This is a genomic window from Actinomadura sp. 9N407 (assembly GCF_044326315.1).
GTDB lineage: Bacteria > Actinomycetota > Actinomycetes > Streptosporangiales > Streptosporangiaceae > Spirillospora.
In genome coordinates, this window is sequence record NZ_JBIRAW010000026.1 from 45807 (window position 1) to 65549 (window position 19743).

Here is a 19743-nt window from a genome sequence, read left to right on the forward strand (position 1 = left end):
GCGGTGTCGTACGACACCAGTTATAGTGGTTGCATGCGAGCGAACACAAGCGGACGAGTGCTGCACGACCCCAAGGGCGGGTCGTTCCGGTTCGACGCCGGCGCCGTCTGCCTGGACTTCGCCCACACGGGCGGTGAGGGTCGGTACGCGGTTTTCGAGTCCCTCCATAAGCCTGCCGACCTGGGCGAATGGCTGGCCCAGCCGCCGCTGGCGGCAGTCATGACGGTCCCTGTGACGGCCCGTGAGCTGACCGCGGCCAAGACCCTCCGCCAGGCGATCTGGGACGTGGCGCACGTACGGGCGGCGCGGGGCGCGCTCCCCGACGGGGCGGTGGCGACCATCAACCGGGCCGCGGCTGCTGCGCCGCTGGTCCCCGAGTTGGCCGCCGACACCTCGATCGCGGGGTGGGCGCCGCCGGTACGGGCGACGCAAGCGCTGTCGACACTGGCGCGGGAGATGATCGAGCTGCTGTCCGGACCGTTCGCCGAGCGCATCCGCGAATGCGCGAGCGACAACTGCCCGCTGGTGTTCGTCGACACGTCCCGTCCCGGGGCCCGACGCTGGTGCGCGATGGAACGGTGCGGCAACCGGCACAAGCTCCGGGCCCTCCGCGCCCGGCGGGCAACGGAGCCATGACGCGGGCCGCCACCGACCCGGCGGGTCACATGAGGGTCTCCACCCGAGGCTCGGTCAGTGTCGGTGTCCCTGAGTAGGGTGAGCCGCTTGGATTGGGCGGTGTGCGGAGAGGACGCTCGCAGTGGGCTTCGAGGGCAACGTCTGGCGGGTCATGTGCCAGGACGAATTGGTCGGCGAGATCACCATCGAGACGGCGGATTGGCCTTGGCTCAACGGGCGATTCGCTGCGGGGCCTGGATTCCCCCGCCTGGAACCGTTGTTCTCCCAAGAGTTGACGCTTCTCGACCAGATCGATTGTGACTATGAGGCGTGGGAGGCGGTCTATGAGCAGATCGCCGGTAGTGTGCAACTGCTGGCGCCTCATGGACCGGTAGCGGAGTTCCTACTTCACATCCAGGACGATCAGGCGTGGTTCCGCTGGAGCGATGAGCCCTTGGACGAGGACTAGGGCCTGTTGTGAAAGTGTTGATCGCTGTTCAAGGCGCGATCTGCCGAGGGAAGCGCACTCAGGTCGATAAGCCATGATGTGCGCTAGGCAGTGATTTGCGCTGGAAGCAATCGGCTTCGGAGGAGCGCCGTTGAGCAAGGCAGTACCGGTGATCTTCGATGGCACGATGTTGTGGGCCTATGACGTGGCGCTCGGCGTTCTCTTCATCGAAGCGGCGCGAGTCGGTGCGGAGGCGCCGACGGACCTCCGGCCCTCATGGTGGCCGGAGTTGGAGCAGGATCTCCGCACACATGCGTTGGTAGGCAGCAGTTCCGCAGTCCTGCTGGACGGCTTCGGCGAGGACCGGCGACAGGTGCTCCTGAACTGTGTCGTGGAGGCGGCTCGCCGGATCGAGGTTCGGGGCGGCGTGGACCGAGCCGAAGTCTCGACCTGGCCCGAACTGGAGGAGAGCGCGACCAGTTTCCTGCGCGGTGCAGAGCACATCAACGCGGCTCCGCTTGTTGAACTGGCACAGGCTCTGGTCGACCTGGCTGCCGGCACCCTCCCTCCGGCTCCGGCCGAGCGGCACTGGTACTACGGAACTCCAGCGGGCCAGATCGTGCAAGGCGGATAGGCCCGGCTGACAATGCGCTGGTCAAAGCCATTCGTTGCTGGCGGCGACCAGCACGCTCGCATGGCAGCGGACTGCGGGTTCGCCGTACCTGGTGGCGACCGCGCCGCAGCGCTTGAGCCGGTTGATCCCGCACTCGACCGCATGCCGCTTGCTTGCAGTCGTTCGTCCTGCCGAACTTGGACGTCGAACTTGGACGGGCGGCCGACTCGGGGGCCAATACCTCCGAGAGCGTCATCTACCCGAAGATGAGCATGATCCTTTTGCGCCGCCTCACCGGCCGCCCGCCGCGCCCCTTTGAGACACCATCTAGCGCAGCAGCTATGCACGCTGTCGTCCATCCGCATCGGGTGCAACCGGCGTCCGAGCAGCGACGGAACTGCCGGTGGCGTAGTTAAGACCGCTGTGTAGTCAGCCGGCGGAGCCGGGTGAGGCGAAGATGGTGGGCTTTCATGAGGAAACTCATTGTGATCATGCGGATGCGGTCAGTAGTATTAGCTCATGTGTTCGAGCGGAGTCGATGTGGAGTCGCTGTCCACCGGAAAGCTGGTGGACGCGGCGGCGTCGATCGCGGCCGAACTGGCCCGCCGTGACACCCCCGAATCGGCCGCCGCCTGCATGGAGCAGGCCGAGATCCTGGCGCGCGCGTCTGATGTGCAGGAGAGCTTCCTGGCTCGTCTGATCGCGAAGGTGGACGCCGCTGGTGAGATGCGCCGGTGGGGTTATCCATCGGCGCAGGCGTGGCTGCGCTCCCGCCTGGGGATGCGTGATGCCCGCGCCAAGGAACGCGTCCTGCTGGCCCGGCACCTGCCCCGGCTGTCGGTGGTCACTGAGCGGCTCGCCGGCGGTTCGCTGTCGCTGGGGCATGCGGTCGCGATCGTTCAATCGGTGGCGCGGCTGGACGATGAGGACTGCGGCAGGGCTGAGACGCTGCTGCTGGCCATGGCCGACGACGGGTTCTCCGCCGGGAAGGTCGCCGCGTTCGGTTCCCGGATCCGGGACGTCATCGCCGAACGCGACGGCACCGAGCAGGCTCCCGACGACGCGGTACGGGGGTACCAGCGCTCCTGGCTCACCTCCACGCGGTCCCTGGACGGCGGCCGGTACATCAAAGGCTGGCTGAACGCCGAAGACGCCGCCGTCCTCGACGGCACTTTAGGGCCGCTGGCCAAGCCTGCCGGTCCCGAGGACCTGCGCGACCTGGCCGAACGCACCGCCGCCGCCCTCACCACCGTCCTGTCCGGCGGCCACCACACCACCAAGGTCACCCTGATCGTGGATCTGGACACCCTCACCGGCGGTGATACCCCCGCACGGCTGCCCGACGGCACCCCCATCCCCGCCGCACAGGCACGCCGGATCGCGCTGTCGGCCGGGGTGTCGCCCCTGCTGCTGGGATCTGGTGGTCTCCCGCTGTACCTGGGGCGGCGGGCCCGGTTCGCCAGCCCTGCCCAGCGCCGCGTCCTGGAAGCCCTCTACCCCACCTGCGCCGTCCAAGGCTGCCAAGTCCCCGGCACCCTGGCCGAAGTCGACCACGTCGACGGATGGGCCCTGAACAACGGCGGCACCGACATCGACCGCCTCACCCTGTGCTGCGGCTGGCACAACCGCTGGCGCCACACCAACCCCCACCAAATCAGCATCGAGACAGATAAGAACGGACGATTCGTCTACCAACTCCTGCCACCGTCCGGACACGACCACAGACCCCGAACCCTCTACCCCTGGTCACCGGGAGAGGGGCGCCCAACAAAGACGATCTTCCACCGCAACCGCGCCGGTCCCCACACCACAGCGGCGTGAACATCACGCGAGCACTCCGACGCCACTCCACCACAGCAATGACGAGCCTGATCGACTACGAGATCACCCAGGCCTGCGCCGCCGCCACGCCCGGGAGCCCACCGTCACCCCCGTGGATCCTGCTGGGCGAGATCAAAGCGATGGGCTACCAGGGCGGATCCAGGCCGCTCTACCGTTACCTGGACCAGGTCGCGCCGACGGCGAGCATCCCACCGCCCCTGCCTCGCCGCCTGGCCGGCTAGATCACCACCGACCCCGCCCGCCTCACCGCGGCCCCGCCCGCCTCACCGCGACCACGCAGACGCGCCCGGAACACGGCCTCAAGCATTGCCCCGAACCGCGCGCCGACGCCGAACACGTGCGGTTCTTTGCCGCGCTGCTCACGCCGACCACGATGGGAACCTCCACCAGCACACCGCACGCCTGGACTCCTGGATCGCGCAGGTCCGCGCCGTCCCCGGCGGTGCTTGCCCTGCGCCTGCTCACCTACGCCTGCTCACCGAGGGCCTGCTCGTCCACCACGATGCCGTCGCCGCCGGTCTCGCCTTGCCCTACAGCAGCGGCCCCTGGGATGGAGTCGTCAACAAGATCAAGCTGCTCAATCGGCAGACCTACGGCCGAGCCCGGCTACCACTACTCCGAAAACGGATACTCCTCGCGTGAGCACCATCCGTCACCACGGAAGTCTCGGAAAAACCTGGAGAAATACGGTTGTATCCAGTTAACGAATATCTCTCTGCTCGCCGCCGCTTGACGCAGAGAGGTACTGAAAACCATTCATTCTCAGAAATACCCCCGAAAGCGTTATTGGTTGGTGAACTGTGGCCTCGTAGACCGGGCCACGGCTCGAGAGCCTGGATAGGGTTCACCCGCGAGGGGGAGAGGGGTGGTGCCGGCGGGGGAGGTCTCTGGCCAGGGGTGCAGGAGATCGTGGAAGCGATGGCTTCCCGACCGTAAGTAGGAAACGTTGACGAACACTCTCGCCGTGCGTACCCCGGCACCTGTCTTCCCACCAGTGTCGCGCCGGCTCGTCTGGTTGGCTCACGCGGTCCCGCTGTGCGTGCTGCCCTCTGGTCTGTGGCGGATCGCTCTTGTGGCCGGGGTGGCAGGCCTGGACACCAGCACCCTGCCGACGTCGGAAGTGCTCTACATTCTCTCGCTGTCCATCATCACGGAAGGGCTGGCGCTGCTCACTCTGGGGCTCGTCCGCCCCTGGGGGGAGACGGTGCCCGGGTGGGTGCCCGTCGTCGGCGGCAGGCGTATCCCGACGCTGGCGGTCGTTGTCCCCGCGGCGGTCGGGGCCGTGGTGATCACCGCCGTGTGGGCCTACGGCATCCTGAACTACTTCTTCCACTTCGTACCGCCGATGAACGACACCGGGCAGACTCTGCCGACCACCGGACCGGCCGCGCTCGCGCTGGAGATCACGTACGCGCCGCTGATCGCGTGGGGGCCGCTGCTCGCCATCGTCACCGTCGCCTACTACAGGCGCCGCACTCGCACCGCTGCGGCCCGCTGACAGAGTCAAGGCCTGGTCACGATAGGCCTGGTCATGATCGTCGCGGGTCTGCGCGCGCGGCCAGCGATCATGTGCGCCTGAACGGTCCGTCGGATCACGTGCGGTCAGCGGGGTCGCCGGGTGGAGCGCATCGTGATCTTGATGTTGCCGTCGCCGTGGCGTGCTACTTCCCGCAGGCCGAGTCGCTGGTAGAGGGCGTGTGCACGGTGGTTGACCACCAGTACGTCCAGGACCAGGTCCTGTTCTCGCCGCTCGGCCTCGTTCAGCAGCGCGGTGATGAGGCGGGTGCCGATGCCGCGTCCCTGATGGTCGGGATGGACTTCGATGCGGCCCAGGTAGATCTCGGTGGCGCGGTACTCGACGTTGAGCATGCCGATATCGGCGCCGTCGGTGGTGATGATCTGCCAGTGGCCGGGGTCGAATCCGCGCGTGTGAAAGTCGCGCTGGGCCTGCTCGTCCCACCCCCAGATCGCGGTGACGTAGTCGCCCATGGCGGCCTTGTGCAGTTGGAAGCAGAACTCGCAGTCGGCGGGCGTGGCCGGCCGCAGCACGACGGCGCTCACGCGGCGTCCTGTTCGAGGCGTTCGACCAGGGCGGTCTTGATCAGGGGCACCTGTGATCACTCCCGTTCGTTGATCAAGATGTGAGGCACGAACGGGCGCCGGCACTGGCCGAGCGGGAGATGCGGCCGCCGGCCGGGATACGGGTGCTCAGGCAGGCGGGGAACGGACGTACCGTCGAGATCGCTGCGGTGCGCTCGCGTCACGGGGACGGAAGCACCGTGCCGATCCTAGTGATTCCGGGCGGGCCGGGAGTGGCGTCGGTGCTGCCCTATCGCGGCTTCAGGAAACAGGCCGCCCGGCGGGAGCTGGACGTGCTCATGGTCGAGCACCGGGGCGTCGGGCTGTCGCGGACGGACACGACGGGCGCCGATCTGGCCATCGAGCAGGTGACCATCGAGAACGCCGCCGACGACCTGGCCGCCGTCCTCGATGCCGCCGCCGTCGAACGGGCGGTCGTGTACGGCGCGTCGTACGGCAGTTATCTGGCCCAGGTGTTCGGAGTGCGGTACCCGGAGCGGGTCGCGGGCATGGTGCTCGACTCGCCGATCCTTTCCGCCGACGATGTCGACACCGTCCGCGCGTACCGTCGCGGGCTCCTCTGGGACGGTACGGGCCGCGCGTCGGCGCTGCTGCGCGAGCTCGTCGGCTCGGGCAAGGTACCCGTCGCCGAGGCCGGCCACGTCGTTCAGGTCGTATACGAGTTCGCCGGTCCAGCCACCCTTGAACGGCTGCTCGCGGCCCGGCTGCGCGGCCGTGCCCGGCGAACCTGGCGGTGGGTCGCCGAACTGGGCGCCGGCGAGATCGACGGCCCGGGTAGCCGTTACGTCATGGAGCCGGAGTTGGTCGCGGGCATCTCGTACGGCCAGCTCGGGTACGGTGCCGCGCCCGACGGCCTGCCGCTCGACCCGGAGGAGGTGTTCGCCGACGCCGCGCGGCGGGGGCCCGCGTTCGCCGGGTTCCCCGTCGACATGCTCGCCGAACTGCCCGGATTCCACTGGCCGACGGCCGTCGTCTCCGGTGAACGTGACCTGCGGACGCCACGTCCGGTGGCCGAACGCGTCGTCGGCCTGCTCCCCGAAGGCGTCCTCGTTCCGCTGCCCGGTACGGCGCACAGCGCGTTCGACATTCACCCGCTCGCAGCCCTGCACATCGCGCATGCCGTGGCTGCGGGAACGCTCCACCGGCTGCCGCGACTCGCCCCGCGGATCGCCGCACTTCCCCGTCGAGGCGGAGCCGGGCTGGTAGGGCCGATGATCGCGGGGGCACTCGCGTTGGAGCTCGCAGGCAACGGTTGCCGAGGCGGCCGAGGCGGCCGAGGCGGGCGGGGCGTCGTGCGGCCGGGTGAGCCGTGGCGAACGGCGGCGACCAGAGTCACCCTTGACCTCAACTGCGGTTGAGGCTCAAAGATCAGCAGTGATCAGGGGCGCCGCCCTTGCCGCTGGCTGAGGAGGATCTCCGTGAGCACGGACGCAGGCTTCTACTCGATCATCGACTACACCGTCGACGGCGTCGACACCCAAAGGGAGCTCGTGGCGGCCTTCGCCGAGATCCAGGAGCGGTGGGTGCGCTTCTACCCCGGCTACCGGTCGGCCCGCTTGCACGTCAGCACCGATGGCACCCGTGTGTACAACATCGTGCACTGGGCCGGTGAGGCCGACTACCGCAACTTCGTGGAAATCTCCGACACCGAAGGCCGGATGGCCGCCATCGACCAGGCCCTGCAGGGCCTGTCGGGCAAGGCGGAAGCGCGCATGAGCGGGATTCCGACCTACACCGTCGTCGCAGAGGTCGCACCTGGGCCGCAGCGCCTGGACCCCTGATCGAACCGGAAGCCTCAGCCGCGCTCTCGCCAGATGGCAGGGCGCGCTGGGGCAGCGCTTACCCCAGTGCCGGCGAACCCCCGTGCTGCGTACACCCGGGCGGCACGTCTGTTGTACGCCGCCGATCGCAATGAAGGCCGATCACAGCGAAGGACGTCCCATGAAGGTCGAGATCTATGCCGATGTGCTGTGTCCGTGGTGCTACATCGGCAAGAGACGCCTGACCACGGCGCTGGAGGGCCTCGCCGATCGCACCGGTGTGGAGATCGTCTGGCGCGGCTACGAGCTGGGGCCGGAGGCAGGCCGGGTTCCCGGCCTCACGGCCGCCGAGGCCATGGCCGGATGGTGGGGTGATCAGGCGGCCGACCGGATCGCCCGGATCCAGTCCCTGGGCGCCGCGGAAGGGCTGGAGCTCGACCTGCGTCTGGCCCGGCCGGTGAACACCTTCGACGCCCACCGGCTGTGCGGGCTGGCCGCCGAGGATGGCCGGGCCGACCGGATGATGGAGCGCCTGCTCGCCGCCTATCACTCCGAAGGACTCAACGTGGCCGACCTCCAGATCCTGCAGCGTCTGGGGGAGGAGGCCGGACTGGACGCCACCCGAGTGCGCGCCGTCCTCGTCGGTGACGACTACGCCGAACGGGTTCGGTCCGACCGGCGTCGCGCGACCGAGCACGGTGTCACGAGCGTCCCCTCTCTGGTGATCGACGGCAGGCCACCGGTCTTGGGTGTCCAGCCGGCCGCCGAACTGCGCCGGCTGCTGGAACGTGGCCTCACCGGCTGACACGAACCTGTCACCAACCCGCTGACGACATCTCGACGCATGACGGTCGCGCGAGGTGCGGCTCGGTCATGGGAGCTTTCTCGATGCCTGAGCGTTCCTCGCTGAGGTCTATTCAGTGGTGTCCGGTTCGCGTGCCGCAGCCTGGCGGGCGCGGTGGTTGGCGACGTTGATGCGGTTCCCGCACAGGCCGGGCATGCAGTAGCGCCGCCGGCCTGGCCGGGTGGTGTCGATGAACGCGCCGCGGCAGGTGGGCGCGCCGCATGGGCGGAATCGCCCCTCGCCGAGGGTGTGGACAACGCCGAGGATTCCGACGCCGCAGATCAGTGAGAGAGCGTCGTAGATGGTCGCCTCTGGGCGGAGCGATACGGCCCAGCGGGTGCGGTGATCGTACGCGGGGTCGGGAACGAGGGTGGCGCCACCGGCGGAGGAGGTGAGTGCGGCGGCGCCGGCGATGAGATGGCCCTGGTCGGGGTGATCGACCAGGTCGCGCACCGTGGCGCGTAGCGAACGGACCGCCTGTAGGTCAGCGGGACGGGCGCGGCGGGCGAGCGCGGACAGTTCGCCGGGGCCCTCGTGGCCGTCTCTCGCGTGAAGATCGACGAACGCGATCAGGGCGCCCAGGTCGGGCAGGCGGTCGTCGCCGCGCCAGACCTCGGCGGTGGTGTTGATCAGTTCGGTCGCGATGCCCGCCGCCCAGACGTAATCGTCTAACGCAACTTGCATCTCTTACCGGCCTCTCGCTAGGTTCACGGCTAACAATCATTTTAGCTCTTACATGATGGTACGGGGTGGACGTTCGCGGCCGCCACCTCTGCGCCAGGGAGGCTTTGCTCATGCCAGCCCCTGAGATCGATGCCCTCGGGATGGACGCCCCTGAGGTCGAGGCCCCTGAGTTCGACGTCCCTGAGTTCGACGCCCTGGAGATCGATGCCCTCGTGCTCGACGTCCTCGGCACGCTCGTCGACGAACCCGCCGGGATCCGCGCCGGTATCCGTGATCTCGCTCCGTCGCTTGCCGGTCCCGCTGTCGACGGGCTGTTGCAGCTGTGGCAACGGCATATCGACATCGAGATACGGCGCATCGTCGACGGCAGCCGGCCGTACATCGCCAGCGACGCTCTGGACCGCGAAGCCGCCCGTCTCGTCGCCGACGCCGCCGGAATCGACGACCCTGCCGCCGTCGCCGCGCTTGCCTTGGCTGGCCGGCGCCTGCCGACCTGGCCCGACACTGTGCTGGGGCTTGCCCGCCTTGCTGAACACTTTCCGCTGATCGGGCTCTCCAACGCCAGCCGGACGGCACTGTTGGGACTCAACGCCCACGCGGGCCTGCGCTGGCACCAGGCGCTTTCCGCGGAGGATGCGCGGACCTACAAGCCGGCCCCGACCGTCTACGAACTTGCTGTCGCCGTGTCCGGGGCGCCGCCGGAGCGCCTGCTGATGGTCGCCGCCCACGCCTTCGATCTGCGCGGAGCGCAGAAACTCGGCTTGCGCACCGCCTACGTCGCCCGGCCCGTTGGAGATCCGCCGACGCCCTCGGATCGCTTCGACCTGTACGCCGAGGATCTCCTCGACCTGGCCGACCAACTCGGCTTCCCGGATGCCTGAGCTTCCGGCAGGCTTGTCCTTCCAGGGGCTCTGACCGTCCAGGAGGTCTGACCGTCCAGGAGGTCTGGCCGTCCAGGAGGTCTGGCCGTCCAGGAGGCCTGACCGTCCAGGAGGTCTGGCCGTCCGGGAACTTGGCCTTCTGGGAGCTCTGGCCTTCCGGGAGCTCGACCGCCTCGGTCGCAGCGATCATCTAGAGAAGGCCTTCCTCGCGGCGCCACCGGCGCGGTTCTCCGGAACGGTGGCCGCGACCTGTACCGCGTCGGCGGTAGGCGAATACCCCAAGAGGTGGATGCAGTCCGGAACGGTGGCCGGTTAGCGTGCCGGTGTGAGCAGAGTCGTCCTGGTGACGAGCATGTTGGCAGGGGTCGTGACGACCACGATCCTTGCCTATGGCAATCAGCCGGATGCGCGCCCCTTGGATGTGCTCGCTTACGGGCTCATGGCGGCGATGGCCGGGGGCCTGTGGTGGCTCGACCGGCGACCCGAGATCGCGCTGGCCATCGCGCTGGGGGCGACGGCCGTGTTCTTCGCACGTGGGTACGCCTACTCGCTGTGGGCGGCGCCGGCCCTGGTGGCGGCGTTCGTGACGATCTCGAACGGGCGGCGCACCGCCGGATGGGTCGGCTACGGGGCGCTGGTGCTGGCACCGGCGGCCGGTACCGCGTTCGCCCCGGAGCCCGGCAACCTTGCGGGCCTGGCCATATGGACCCTCGGAGTGGTCGGGCTTGGCCAGCTCGCCGAGATCTCCCGCGCCCGGCGTGCCTATACGGCCGAGGTGGAGAAGCGCATGGCGGAGGCGGAACGCGGCCGTGAGGAGGAGGCGCTGCGCCGGGCCCAGGAGGAACGGTTCAAGATCGCTCGCGAGCTGCACGACGTCACCTCGCACACCGTGTCGCTCATCGCGTTGCACGCCGGAGTCGCGGCCGACGCGGTCGAACGCGCGGGCGGCCCGGAGGAGGCGCGGGTGGCGCTGGACGTCGTCCGTACGGCGAGCCGGGAGGCGCTGGTGGAGATGAAGGGCGTGCTCAGCGTGCTGCGCGAGGACGCCGGACGTGCCTCTCCACCGGGGGCGGGCCAACTGCGAGAGCTGGCCGGTTCGGCGGGACTGCCGGTCGCGTTCGACACCGTCGGGGTCAGGCGTGCGTTGCCGCCCGCGGTCGACTTGACGGTGTACCGGGTGGTGCAGGAGGCGCTGACCAACACCGTCCGGCATGCGGCGGCCACCCGCGCCGCGGTCACCCTGCGCTACGAAACGGGAGGCGTGCTCGTGCGGATCGAGGACGACGGACGAGGCTGCCAGGAGCCGCCGGGTCACGGGCTGACCGGGATGCGGGAGCGGGTCGCGGCGGTCGGCGGTCGGCTCGATCTCGGTGACCGCCCCGCGGGCGGGTTCCAGGTCGTCGCCTGGCTGCCGGCGTGATCAGGGTCCTGCTGGCCGACGACCAGCCGCTGGTACGGGCCGGGCTGCGGGCGCTGCTGGAGTCCGAACCGGACATCGCGCCGGTCGGGGAAGCGGCGGACGGTCACGAGGCGGTCCGGATGGCGGCCGAGATGCGGCCGGACGTGGTGCTGATGGACATCCGGATGCCCGGAATGGACGGCCTGACCGCCACCCGGCGGATAGGCACGGCGGCCCGGGTACTGATCGTCACCACCTTCGACCTCGACGAGTACCTGTACGAGGCGCTGCGCGCGGGCGCGAGCGGGTTCCTGGTCAAGGACGCCGAGCCGGCCGAGATCCGGCACGCGGTACGGGTCGCCGCCCGCGGTGACGCGCTGCTGTCGCCAGGTGTCACCAGGCGCCTGATCGAGGAGTTCGCCACCCGTCCGGTCAGCGGCGGACTCGACGACGGGCGGCTGGCGCCGCTGACCCGCCGCGAACGGGAGGTACTGGCCAAGGTCGCGGAGGGATGTCCCAACGAGCGGATCGGAACGCTGCTGTCGATGAGCCCGGCCACGGTCAAGACCCATGTCAATCGGATGATGGCCAAGCTGGATGTGCACGACCGGGCCCAGCTCGTGGTGATCGCGTACGAGACGGGCCTGGTCCGCCCTGGCCATAGCGGCTGAGCGTCCGCCCGTACCGCCGCTGATGTAGAGATGTGCAGAGACCCGCACCGCCGCTGGTGCAGAGCTTGGTGTAGAGACTCGTGTAGACGGTGTAGAGGATCGTCCGCACCTGGCGGATGTGCGGGGCCGGGCCCGGTTCCTAGCGTCTGACGGCATGAGTCGACTCGCATTGTTCTGCGCGCGGCGTCCGGTGCTGGTAACGCTTCTCTGGCTGATGGCAACGGTGGCGTTGGTGGCGGGCGCAGCGGTGGCGGCCGGACCCGCCGACGACGAACTCGCGCTTCCCGGTTCGGAGAGCGCCCAGGCGGCCGAACTCCTCGGCGACCGGGCCACCGGCCCGCCCGGCACGATCGTCCTGGGCGGGCCGGGTCCGCAGTTAAGGCAGGCCGCCGACGAGCTGCGCTCTCGCGCGGATGCGCTTCCCGGCGTGACCGCCTCGCCGCCGCGCCTGGCACCTGACGGCACGGTCGCCGCCATCGACGTCTCCTACGGCGAGGCGGCGCCGGTCGCCCGGCTGGCGGAGGAACCCAGGCGCGATGGTGTCACGGTCGAGTTGTCCGGCGACGACTTCGCCGATTCGGCGCCCGGCGGGCTGGCCGAGGGCCTGGGCCTGCTCGCCGCCGCGGTCATCCTGCTGGTGGCGTTCCGCTCGCTGATCGCCATGGTGCTTCCCCTGGCCGTGGGTGTGCTCGGCGTCATCTGCGGCGTCTGCCTGCTGCTGCTCCTGCAGAACCTCGTCCCGGTTCCCGACTTCGCCGTCTTCCTTACGATCATGCTCGGACTGGGCGTTGGCATCGACTATGCGCTCCTTGTCGTCACGCGCTTCCGTTCCCGCCTGGCGGAGCTGGCGGACGGCGGGTCCGCGGATAGCAGACCGGTGGACAGCGTCCCGGCCGGCAGCGGACTGGCCGGCAGCGTCCCGGTCGGCCGGGACGCGATCACCGCCGCGGTCGTCACGGCGATGACCACTGCCGGACGTTCGGTCCTGGTGGCGGGCATCACGGTCATCGTGACCGGCGCGGGAATCCTGTTCCTCGGCGCTTCGCTCGGTGCGGGCCTCGCGCTGGCGGCCGGCTGCGGAGTGTTCGCCGTGATGCTCGCCGCGCTCACCCTGCTGCCGGCGTCACTGGCCGGTATCGGCAGCCGGATCGACCGGTACGGCCTGCCGCGCCGGACCGGAGGGACGCCCCTGTCGTACCGGTGGAGCCGTGTCGTGCAGCGGCGTCCCTGGACGACCGGCCTGGCGGCGATGGGTGTGCTGCTCGTCCTCGCGCTGCCCGCCATGGACCTGCGGCTGGGCTGGTCGGACGCGAGCAACCGGCCGGTCGGTGACACCACCCGGCGCGCGCATGAACTACTCAAGGCGGGTTTCGGGCCCGGCGCCGAATCTCCACTCCTGCTTGCCTCGGCCCGGCCCCTTGACGGCGCTCTGGCACAGGCCCGCCGGACGCCTGGTGTGGCCCGGACCGTCTCCCTCGACGAGCGTTCGGCGCTGGTCGTACCGGCGACGGGTCCTCAGGACGAGGCCACCGGCGATCTCATCCGAACCCTGCGCGCGGATCTGCCGGCGCCCGTTCTGGTGACCGGCCACACGGCTGCCGGAGTCGACTTCGCGGAGCATGCGGCCGAGCGGCTGCCCTGGATGATCGGCGCGGTGCTGCTGGCTTCGTTCCTGCTCCTGGTGCGGACGTTCCGCAGCCTGGTGGTGCCGATGAAGGCGGTCGCGGTGAATCTGCTGTCGATCGGTGCCGCCTACGGTGTGGTGGTCGCGGTGTTCCAGTGGGACGTGTTTCAGCAGGACGTGCTGGGCGGGGGCGCCGGCGGGCCGATCGACGCGTGGGTACCGATGATGTTGTTCGTCCTGACCTTCGGGCTGTCGATGGACTACGAGATCTTCCTGCTCTCCCGGATCCGGGAGGAGTACGCGAGGACCGGTGACAATTCCGCTGCGGTCGCCGCGGGCGTGGCACGGACGGCACGTGTCATCACGGCGGCCGCCGCGATCATGATCTGCGTGTTCGCCGCGTTCGGCACCTTCGACGACCGCGCCCTGCGAACCCTCGGGATCGGCATGGCCGCCGCCGTATTCCTCGACGCGACCCTGATCCGGATGGTTCTGGTGCCCGCGACGATGGAACTCCTCGGCGACCGCAACTGGTGGTTCCCCCGGACGAGTCGCCTCGTCAGGAGGTGATGGTTATCCACAGCCTGTGGACACTGATGGCGGTATCCGACTGGTGGTATTCGGCCGACGGCATCTGGGTGGTGGCGTCCGGGTGGCGGGGGCCGGTGTCGCAAGGTGGCAGCGTCCCTTGATGACAGTCCCCTAGATGACAGTCCCCTAGATGACAGTCCCCTCGATGGCAGCGCCCTCTAGATTCGCGGTATGACCGTCTTCGCGCAGCTCAGTGATACCCACTTCGACGGCGGCGAGCGCCGTGCCGAGCGTGCCCGGCGGGTGATGGCCCGGCTGAACGCGCTGCCGCTCGACGCCGTCCTGATCACCGGGGACATCGCTGACAACGGCACTTCCGCTGAGTACGAGCACGCCCGCGAAGTGCTGGCGTCCCCGCATCCGGTGCTGATGTGCCCCGGCAACCACGATGTCCGGGGTCCGTACCGGGAGGTCCTGCTGGACGAGAGGCCGGACGGCGGACCGATCGACCGGGTGCATCGGGTGGCGGGCGCGGTGTTCGCGATGTGCGATTCCACCGTTCCCGGCAAAGACCACGGCTTTCTCGGCGATGCGACGCTCGCCTGGCTCGATCGGCTGCTCGCGGAGGATCCCGGCGTTCCGGCGTTCGTGTGCTTCCATCATCCGCCGGTCACCCTCGGGATCCCGTACGTGGACGAGATCCGGCAGGCCGGTGAGGAGCGGCTGGCGGCGTTGATCGAGCGGTATCCGCAGGTCGTGGCCGTCCTGTGCGGACACGCCCACACGGCGGGGGCCACCACGTTCGCTGGCCGGCCCCTTCTGGTGTCGCCCGGGGTCGTCTCCACACTGAGGCTGCCCTGGGAGGCTGAGGATGTCATCGACTACGAGGCTCCTCCGGGCTTCGCGTTGCATGTACTCGAGGATCGACGGCTGATCACGCATTACCGGACTGTGTAGCGCGCTGTCGTCCCGCGCTTGGTCCATTGGCGCGTCCTTCGCGTGTCACGGGGGTCGCGATCGCCGCCGAAAGCCCCCCTCGCCCTCAGTTGTCGTGCGGGCGAAGCCTCGGTGCGCTCGCGCGTGGCGCGACATCTGTCCGGCTCCCTCGGACGGGATAGTTATCCACAGGCTGTGGATGAATCGTCCGGGCCAGGGCGGGAGCCGGTCGGACGGGTGGGGCCGGTCGGGCTAGCCGGGGTCGGTGAAGAGGCCTTGGCGGTGGGCTGCGGCTGCGGCTTCGCCTCGGCTGGTGACGTTGAGTTTGGCCAGGATGCGGGAGACGTGGACGCTGGCGGTCTTGGGGCTGATGAAGAGCTGCTCGGCGATCTGGCGGTTGGAATTGCCGGCGGTGATGAGGCGCAGGACTTCGGTTTCGCGTTCTGTCAGGCCACTGGTGTTGGTGCTGGTGCTGGTGTCGTGGGCGTGTTTGGTGCCGGTGAGGTTGATGCGGGCGGCCTGGGCCAGTACGGCGATTTCTTCGCGCAGCGGGTGTACGCCTAGGAGTTCGGCTTGTTCTGTGGCTGTACGGAGGAGTCCTGTGGCCGCGTCCCGGTCTCCTTCGGCCGCTGCTGTTTCGGCTGCGCGCAGGCGGGCTTGGGACGCTGCGTACGGGTCGCCTACCTCGTCCCAAGCGGCAACGGCGTCCGGCCAAGGGCCGTGGCCTGTCTCGGCTAGGAAATGGGCGGCGTACGCGGCGGTGAGTGGTGTGTCGGTGGGGAGTGCGGCCGAACGTTCGAGGAGGGGCGATTCGGTGCGGCGGAGTTGGGTTTCGGCTCTGGCGCCTAGCAGGAGGAGCGGCCACGTTTGGGTGGGGGCTGCCGGGCTCTCCAGGGCTTTGGTGATGGTCTGGTGGGCGTCGTCCCAGCGGCGGTCGTGTAGGGCTAGGGCCGCCTCTAGACGGGGCGGCGTACGGGCTAGTGCCAGGTGGTCTCGCGCTATCTGGACGTCGCCGCGCGCCAGGGCCAGCTCACCGCGTAGTGCGTAGAGGCGGACGGCGAAGCCCGGTGCGGGGTCCAGGCGCAGTGCGTCGGTGATGGCGGTCTCGGCCTCGTCCCAGCGGCCGGTGGAGGCCAGGGATGTGGCCAGGCGCAGGCCGATCAGGGCGCCGAGGGTACGGGAGAGGCCTGCGGAGCGGGAGGCCTCCAGGCCGGTACGGGCGGTCGCGATGGCTTCAGCGTGCAAGCCCGTGTCGCCGAGGAGGTCGGCGCGGTTGAGGTGGACGCGGGCCAGCCGTACGACGTCGTTCCGCCGGGACGCGATCTCCTCGGCCCTGTCGAACGCGGCGTGGGCCTCGTCGCGGCGGCCGAGTTGGGCGAGGGCCGTTCCGGTGGTCGTGGTCGCGTTGGCGGTGAGGCTGTCTTCGCCCAGCTCGGCGGCCAGGCGCGCGGCCTCCTGCGCGGTGTCGTGGGCCTGCTGGGGGCGGTCGCGGAGCATGAGGACGGCGCCGGTGAGGTCCAGTACGCGGGCGCGGGCGAGTGGTTGGGCGTCGGCCACTGCGTGCAGGGCTTCGTCCAGTGCGGTGAAGGCGCCGTCCCTGTTCAGGTTGTGCAGGGCCATTCCGCGATGGGCGAGCAGCATCCCCGTACGGTCCGGGGACGTCTCGTCCACGAGCGCCTGGTCCAGGAGGTCGAGTACCTGGAGGTTCTGGCCTGCCCAGCCACCGGCGCGTAGTGCTCTGTCCAGCAGGGGCCTGCGTTCGGACACTGGTCGGCTTGCCTCGGGCCAGAGGTTCAGGGCTCGTACGAGCATCCGGAACTCTTCGGCGTGGGCGTAGACGGATTCGGCTGCATCGGCTGCGGCCAGGAGGGCGGGCAGCGCGCGCGCCGCGTCGCCTGCCTCGTACCAGTGGAACGCAAGTTCGGAGGCGAAGCGGTCAGGGTGCGTTAGGGCAGGGTCAGCGTTGAGCGCCTCTGCGTAGTGCCGGTGCAGGCGGGTTCGTTCCGCTGGGAGAAGGTCGCCGGCGATGGCCTCTCGCAGAAGCGCGTGGCGGAAGGCATAGCCGTCTCCCTGGGGGACGAGGACTTGCGCGTCCCTGGCTGTACGGAGCGCAGCGAGCAGGTTGTTTTCCGACAGTTGAGCGTCCTCGGACAGGTGAGCGACCTTGGCCAGCAGTTCGTGTGAGACGACCGGGCCACCTGCGGACGCCACCCGTACAACGTCCTGGGACGCCTCAGGCAGATCGGTGAACCGCCGTAGGAGAAGGTCACGGAGAGACTCGGGCAGCTCGTTGCCCTGCGTCCGTACGAGTTCCTCGGCGAAGAGCGCGTTACCGGAGGAGCTGCCGAAGACGCGGTCCGTCAACGCCTCGGAAGGACGTTCCTCCAGGACGGCCGCTATCAGTTCCGCCGTCTCCGCACGATCGAAACGGGGCAGGTCCATGCGCTGAACGTGCGGCAGCCGTCCCAGTTCGGCAAGGAACGGCCGCAGGGGGTGGCGGGCGTCCAGGGCGTCGGTCCGTACGGCGATGAGGACCAGGACCCGTGTCGAACGCAGCGCGCGCGCCAGGAAGCCGACGAGGTCGCGGGTCGAGCCGCCCGCCCATTGCAGGTCATCGATGACCAGCAGCGTCGTCCGTTCCGTCCCGAGGCGTTCGAGCAGGCCGGCGAACGTCTCGAACATCGACGTCCGGTCGCCCGCGCCAGGGCCGAGCGCGTCGGCGCCGAGGTCGCGGAGCATGCCGGTGAACGGGGCGAACGGCGGCCCGTCCTCGCCCAGCTCCACGCACGAGCCGCGCAGCACCCGGACACCAGAAGCGGCGAGCTGCTCCGCCACCTGGGACATCAACCGGGTCTTGCCCACACCGCCGTCACCGGCGACGAGCACGAACCTCGGCTCGCCGGTCTCGGCCGCGCGCAGTTCCTCCTCGATCACCGCGAGCTGCGCCCCGCGCCCCACGAACCCGCCCCGTTCCATGATCGCCATCATCCCGCTTCGCGACCCGTCTGAGGACCCCAGTAACCGAGGACCCCAGTAATCGAGGACCCCAGCAACCGAGGACCCATGTATCTGAGGACCCCGTGCATCTGAGGACCCGTGTAAGGCGTTTGCCGGACGTGCCTGACCCCCCTTACGCCGGAGGCTCTGGTCATCGGACGACGAAGGAGCGAACGCATGACCATACGTCGCGAACGCCCGACCGACCAGAGCGAACACCCGACCGACCAGAGCGGACGCACGACCATCCAGACACCGGTACTGATCGTGGGCGGTGGGGTGACCGGACTGTCCAGCGCGGTCTTCCTGGCCGAGCACGGCGTCGCCTGCACTGTGGTCGAGCGCCACCCCGACCTGCTCATCCATCCCCGGGCGCGCGGGCTCACGCCGCGCACCATGGAGATCTACCGCCAGTCCGGCCTGGAGCCCGCCATCCGCGCCGCCGCGTTCGCCGGCGACGACTTCGTGTGGGCGCCGGTCAAGGCGGAGACGCTGAACGACGAGGTGTACGAGGAGCCCGACGAGCCGTTCGAGGGGGACGGTTCGGCCGCGAGCCCCACGAGCTTCGGCCCGATCGATCAGGACAAGCTGGAGATCCTGCTGCGTGACCGGGCCCGCGAGCTGGGCGTGGACGTGCGGTTCGGCACGGAGCTGACCTCGTTCGAGCAAGACCTTGAGCAAGACCTTGAGCAAGACCTCGAGCAGGACGAGGGCGGCGTCACGGCGCAGCTCGATGGCGGGGAGACGACGGTCCGGGCGGACTACCTCATCGCCGCCGACGGCTTCCACAGCCCGATCCGTACCGCGCTCGGCATCGAGCTGGACGGCCCCGGCACGCTGTTCCACACGATCACCGCGATCGTGGACGCCGACCTGACCCCGGCCGTGCGCGGGCGCTCGGTGGGGACGGCCTACCTGGAACGGCCCCAGCCGTTCACGATCATCATGGCGCACGACACCGACGGGAAGCGCTGGGTCTTCGGGACCGGGTACGACCCGTCCCGTGAGTCCGTCGAGGACTTCACCGACGAGCGGGTCGCCGGCATGGTGCGTGCCGCGGCGGGCCTTCCGGAGGTGGCGGTCACGCTGCGGCCGCAGGTCCCGGGCACTGCGCTCAAGGTCCTCGGCTTTCCGATCGGCGCGCACATCGCCCGCCGCTACAGCCAGGGCCGAGTGTTCCTCGTCGGTGACGCCGCGCACGCGTGGCCGCCCACCGGCGGACTCGGCGCCAATGCCGGAATCCAGGATGCGCACAACCTGGCCTGGAAGCTCGCCGAGGTCCTCGCCGGCCGCGCTCGTCCCGGACTGCTCGCCACGTACGACACCGAACGCCGTCCCACCGGCGCCGTCACGTTGCAGCAGGCGATGGCCCGCTTCGGAGCCCGGATGGGGCCGGGGGACGGGCCGGAGATCATCGACTACGGCGCCGTCTCGATGGGATACCGGTACGACTCGGCCGCCGTCATCGGCGCGGACGAGGACACCACACCGATGCTCCCCGCAGACCTCGACGGGCGTCCCGGCAGCCGGGCACCGCATGCCGATCTGGGCGGCGGCCGTTCCACGCTCGACCGCTACGGCCGCGGCTTCGTCGTGGTCGGCGACGGCGCGGGCTGGGAGAAGGCGGCGCTCGACCTCGGCATCGACTCCGCGCCTGCCCACGGCACCGTTCCGGACGGCCAGGCGCTGCTCGTACGGCCCGACGGCTTCGTCGCGTGGCGCGGCTCCGAGCCCGCCGCACTCGCCGATGCCCTGCACAGCATCCGCACCTCGTTCTGAACGAGCCCAAAAATGCAGG

18 protein-coding genes are annotated in these 19743 nt (G+C 69.6%); 15 read left to right on the forward strand and 3 right to left on the reverse strand.

Annotated elements, in window-relative coordinates:
• Positions 1-33 precede the first annotated feature (33 nt).
• From ACH34Q_RS32655 to ACH34Q_RS32680, 6 genes are all read left to right on the forward strand, one after another.
• Positions 34-636, forward strand: coding sequence for a CGNR zinc finger domain-containing protein (locus tag ACH34Q_RS32655; RefSeq protein ID WP_395986972.1), 603 nt, complete (start codon positions 34-36; stop codon positions 634-636).
• Between the two features lie 121 nt (positions 637-757).
• Positions 758-1084 carry a hypothetical protein gene (locus tag ACH34Q_RS32660; protein ID WP_395986973.1) on the forward strand — a complete coding sequence of 109 codons (327 nt, stop codon included), beginning with the start codon at positions 758-760 and terminating at the stop codon, positions 1082-1084.
• Between the two features lie 130 nt (positions 1085-1214).
• Positions 1215-1697: a hypothetical protein gene (locus ACH34Q_RS32665; RefSeq protein WP_395986974.1), complete on the forward strand. Its 483-nt coding sequence runs from the start codon at positions 1215-1217 to the stop codon at positions 1695-1697.
• A 498-nt stretch (positions 1698-2195) separates the two neighbouring features.
• Positions 2196-3497 carry a DUF222 domain-containing protein gene (locus ACH34Q_RS32670; RefSeq protein WP_395986975.1) on the forward strand — a complete coding sequence of 434 codons (1302 nt, stop codon included), beginning with the start codon at positions 2196-2198 and terminating at the stop codon, positions 3495-3497.
• Positions 3498-3535: 38 nt separating this feature from the next.
• Entirely contained in the window at positions 3536-3739 is a 204-nt protein-coding gene (locus tag ACH34Q_RS32675; RefSeq protein ID WP_395986976.1) for a hypothetical protein, read from the forward strand.
• A gap of 794 nt (positions 3740-4533) precedes the next feature.
• Entirely contained in the window at positions 4534-5016 is a 483-nt protein-coding gene (locus ACH34Q_RS32680) for a hypothetical protein (protein WP_395986977.1), read from the forward strand.
• Positions 5017-5120: 104 nt separating this feature from the next.
• Here the strand turns inward: ACH34Q_RS32680 and ACH34Q_RS32685 are convergent, their stop codons facing one another.
• Entirely contained in the window at positions 5121-5579 is a 459-nt protein-coding gene (locus tag ACH34Q_RS32685) for a GNAT family N-acetyltransferase (RefSeq protein WP_395986978.1), read from the reverse strand.
• 218 nt (positions 5580-5797) lie between these two features.
• Here ACH34Q_RS32685 and ACH34Q_RS32690 point away from each other — a divergent pair, with 218 nt between their 5' ends.
• The 3 genes from ACH34Q_RS32690 to ACH34Q_RS32700 all read left to right on the forward strand — a co-directional run bounded on the left by ACH34Q_RS32690 (position 5798) and on the right by ACH34Q_RS32700 (position 8183).
• Positions 5798-6976 (forward strand): alpha/beta fold hydrolase, encoded by a 1179-nt coding sequence (locus ACH34Q_RS32690; protein WP_395986979.1) that lies wholly within the window; start codon positions 5798-5800, stop codon positions 6974-6976.
• Between the two features lie 60 nt (positions 6977-7036).
• On the forward strand, positions 7037-7399 hold the full coding sequence (locus ACH34Q_RS32695; protein WP_395986980.1) for an antibiotic biosynthesis monooxygenase: 363 nt from the start codon (positions 7037-7039) through the stop codon (positions 7397-7399).
• A gap of 160 nt (positions 7400-7559) precedes the next feature.
• On the forward strand, positions 7560-8183 hold the full coding sequence (locus ACH34Q_RS32700) for a DsbA family protein (RefSeq protein ID WP_395986981.1): 624 nt from the start codon (positions 7560-7562) through the stop codon (positions 8181-8183).
• Positions 8184-8291: 108 nt separating this feature from the next.
• Here ACH34Q_RS32700 and ACH34Q_RS32705 read toward each other — a convergent pair whose 3' ends face one another.
• Complete coding sequence (locus tag ACH34Q_RS32705) at positions 8292-8906, reverse strand: CGNR zinc finger domain-containing protein (RefSeq protein WP_395986982.1); 615 nt, start codon at positions 8904-8906, stop codon at positions 8292-8294.
• 140 nt (positions 8907-9046) lie between these two features.
• Between ACH34Q_RS32705 and ACH34Q_RS32710 the strand changes: the two genes are divergently transcribed.
• The 5 genes from ACH34Q_RS32710 (at position 9047) to ACH34Q_RS32730 (ending at position 14969) form a co-directional block, all read left to right on the forward strand.
• Positions 9047-9787: a haloacid dehalogenase type II gene (locus ACH34Q_RS32710; protein ID WP_395987068.1), complete on the forward strand. Its 741-nt coding sequence runs from the start codon at positions 9047-9049 to the stop codon at positions 9785-9787.
• A gap of 325 nt (positions 9788-10112) precedes the next feature.
• A complete protein-coding gene (locus ACH34Q_RS32715) occupies positions 10113-11207 on the forward strand; it encodes a sensor histidine kinase (RefSeq protein ID WP_395986983.1) in 1095 nt (364 codons plus the stop codon).
• Positions 11204-11857, forward strand: a complete 654-nt coding sequence (locus tag ACH34Q_RS32720) for a response regulator (protein WP_395986984.1) — start codon at positions 11204-11206, stop codon at positions 11855-11857. The genes ACH34Q_RS32715 and ACH34Q_RS32720 overlap by 4 nt, the downstream gene beginning before the upstream one ends.
• Positions 11858-12011: 154 nt before the next feature.
• On the forward strand, positions 12012-14051 hold the full coding sequence (locus ACH34Q_RS32725; RefSeq protein WP_395986985.1) for an MMPL family transporter: 2040 nt from the start codon (positions 12012-12014) through the stop codon (positions 14049-14051).
• Positions 14052-14243: 192 nt separating this feature from the next.
• The gene (locus ACH34Q_RS32730; protein ID WP_395986986.1) at positions 14244-14969 is read left to right on the forward strand and encodes a phosphodiesterase; all 726 of its coding nucleotides are present in this window, start codon (positions 14244-14246) and stop codon (positions 14967-14969) included.
• 231 nt (positions 14970-15200) lie between these two features.
• On the opposite strand, the gene ACH34Q_RS32735 is transcribed toward ACH34Q_RS32730, so the two are convergent.
• Positions 15201-17924, reverse strand: a complete 2724-nt coding sequence (locus ACH34Q_RS32735; RefSeq protein ID WP_395986987.1) for an AAA family ATPase — start codon at positions 17922-17924, stop codon at positions 15201-15203.
• Positions 17925-18122: 198 nt separating this feature from the next.
• Between ACH34Q_RS32735 and ACH34Q_RS32740 the strand changes: the two genes are divergently transcribed.
• Complete coding sequence (locus tag ACH34Q_RS32740; RefSeq protein ID WP_395986988.1) at positions 18123-19724, forward strand: FAD-dependent oxidoreductase; 1602 nt, start codon at positions 18123-18125, stop codon at positions 19722-19724.
• Positions 19725-19743 lie beyond the last annotated feature (19 nt).

Excerpts from the sequence above, each read along its gene's own strand:
- ACH34Q_RS32705 (WP_395986982.1), bottom strand. The coding sequence starts at position 8,906 with ATGCAAGTTGCGTTAGACGATTACGTCTGGGCGGCGGGCATCGCGACC.
- ACH34Q_RS32700 (WP_395986981.1), top strand. The coding sequence starts at position 7,560 with ATGAAGGTCGAGATCTATGCCGATGTGCTGTGTCCGTGGTGCTACATC.
- ACH34Q_RS32740 (WP_395986988.1), top strand. The coding sequence starts at position 18,123 with ATGACCATACGTCGCGAACGCCCGACCGACCAGAGCGAACACCCGACC.
- ACH34Q_RS32655 (WP_395986972.1), top strand. The coding sequence starts at position 34 with ATGCGAGCGAACACAAGCGGACGAGTGCTGCACGACCCCAAGGGCGGG.
- ACH34Q_RS32730 (WP_395986986.1), top strand. The coding sequence starts at position 14,244 with ATGACCGTCTTCGCGCAGCTCAGTGATACCCACTTCGACGGCGGCGAG.
- ACH34Q_RS32670 (WP_395986975.1), top strand. The coding sequence starts at position 2,196 with ATGTGTTCGAGCGGAGTCGATGTGGAGTCGCTGTCCACCGGAAAGCTG.
- ACH34Q_RS32675 (WP_395986976.1), top strand. The coding sequence starts at position 3,536 with ATGACGAGCCTGATCGACTACGAGATCACCCAGGCCTGCGCCGCCGCC.
- ACH34Q_RS32725 (WP_395986985.1), top strand. The coding sequence starts at position 12,012 with ATGAGTCGACTCGCATTGTTCTGCGCGCGGCGTCCGGTGCTGGTAACG.
- ACH34Q_RS32710 (WP_395987068.1), top strand. The coding sequence starts at position 9,047 with ATGGACGCCCCTGAGGTCGAGGCCCCTGAGTTCGACGTCCCTGAGTTC.
- ACH34Q_RS32735 (WP_395986987.1), bottom strand. The coding sequence starts at position 17,924 with ATGGAACGGGGCGGGTTCGTGGGGCGCGGGGCGCAGCTCGCGGTGATC.